Source organism: Pseudonocardia halophobica (assembly GCF_027922425.1).
Lineage (GTDB): Bacteria > Actinomycetota > Actinomycetes > Mycobacteriales > Pseudonocardiaceae > Pseudonocardia > Pseudonocardia halophobica.
On sequence record NZ_BSFQ01000202.1, the window covers coordinates 1 to 722 of the forward strand.

A 722-nucleotide genomic window follows, 5' to 3' on the forward strand; every position below is an offset into this window, starting at 1 on the left:
GTGGGCTGTGACATCGTCCCCGGCCGTCCCAGACATCAGGGTCTGCTGCTGACTCTTCAGCACAAGGTCGACATCACCCTGGGTCTACTCGAGGAGTTCGGGCTCACCGAGCAGGAGTGTGTGGCCTACGGCGACTCGACCTCGGACACGCTGCTGTTCGAGCACCTCCCCCACACGGTGGGGGTGAACTGCAGCGCGGCCCTGCGCGAACGCGCGGCTGTGTGCTTCACCGGGGACGACATCCGCGGCGCGTACGCCCTGGGCCGCCAGCTTCTCGACAGCGCAACGAAGCCCTGCGACTACGCGGGATGACCGCTGACACCTACGTCGATCCCCCGCCGCCACGAGCATGCGCCCGGGTTACGACAAGCGCCTGATGGTGTTCTCCGGGCGCGCCGACCCCGGCCTGGCCGCGGCGATCGCCCACCAGCTGGGCGCCGAGCTCGGGCCCGTCACCTTGAAGACCTTCTCCAACCACCAGCCGGGAACTGCTTTCACCGCTTTCGGCAGGGGTTCCGCCACACGGCATCTGGAACAGGGAGCGTGGCCCATCCTGTCGCCAGTTCCGACGCTGCGGCGAGATGTCGACGTCGTATCTGATCTGGATGGTGCAGCCGCCCTGGGTGTCGGTAGGCGAACCCGCGTCCTGCACCAGTCATTGCTAGGCGCAAGCGGCATCGAAGGAGCGCGAAGATGGTAGCGATCAACAGCCTGTGTGTTTT

Annotated in this window: 1 pseudogene; it reads left to right on the plus strand. The window is 66.5% G+C overall.

Annotation, left to right across the window (positions count from 1 at the left end):
* Positions 1–312, plus strand: a pseudogene (locus PKE99_RS38155) (HAD family hydrolase); the annotation flags it as partial.
* Between the last annotated feature and the right edge of the window lie 410 nt (positions 313–722).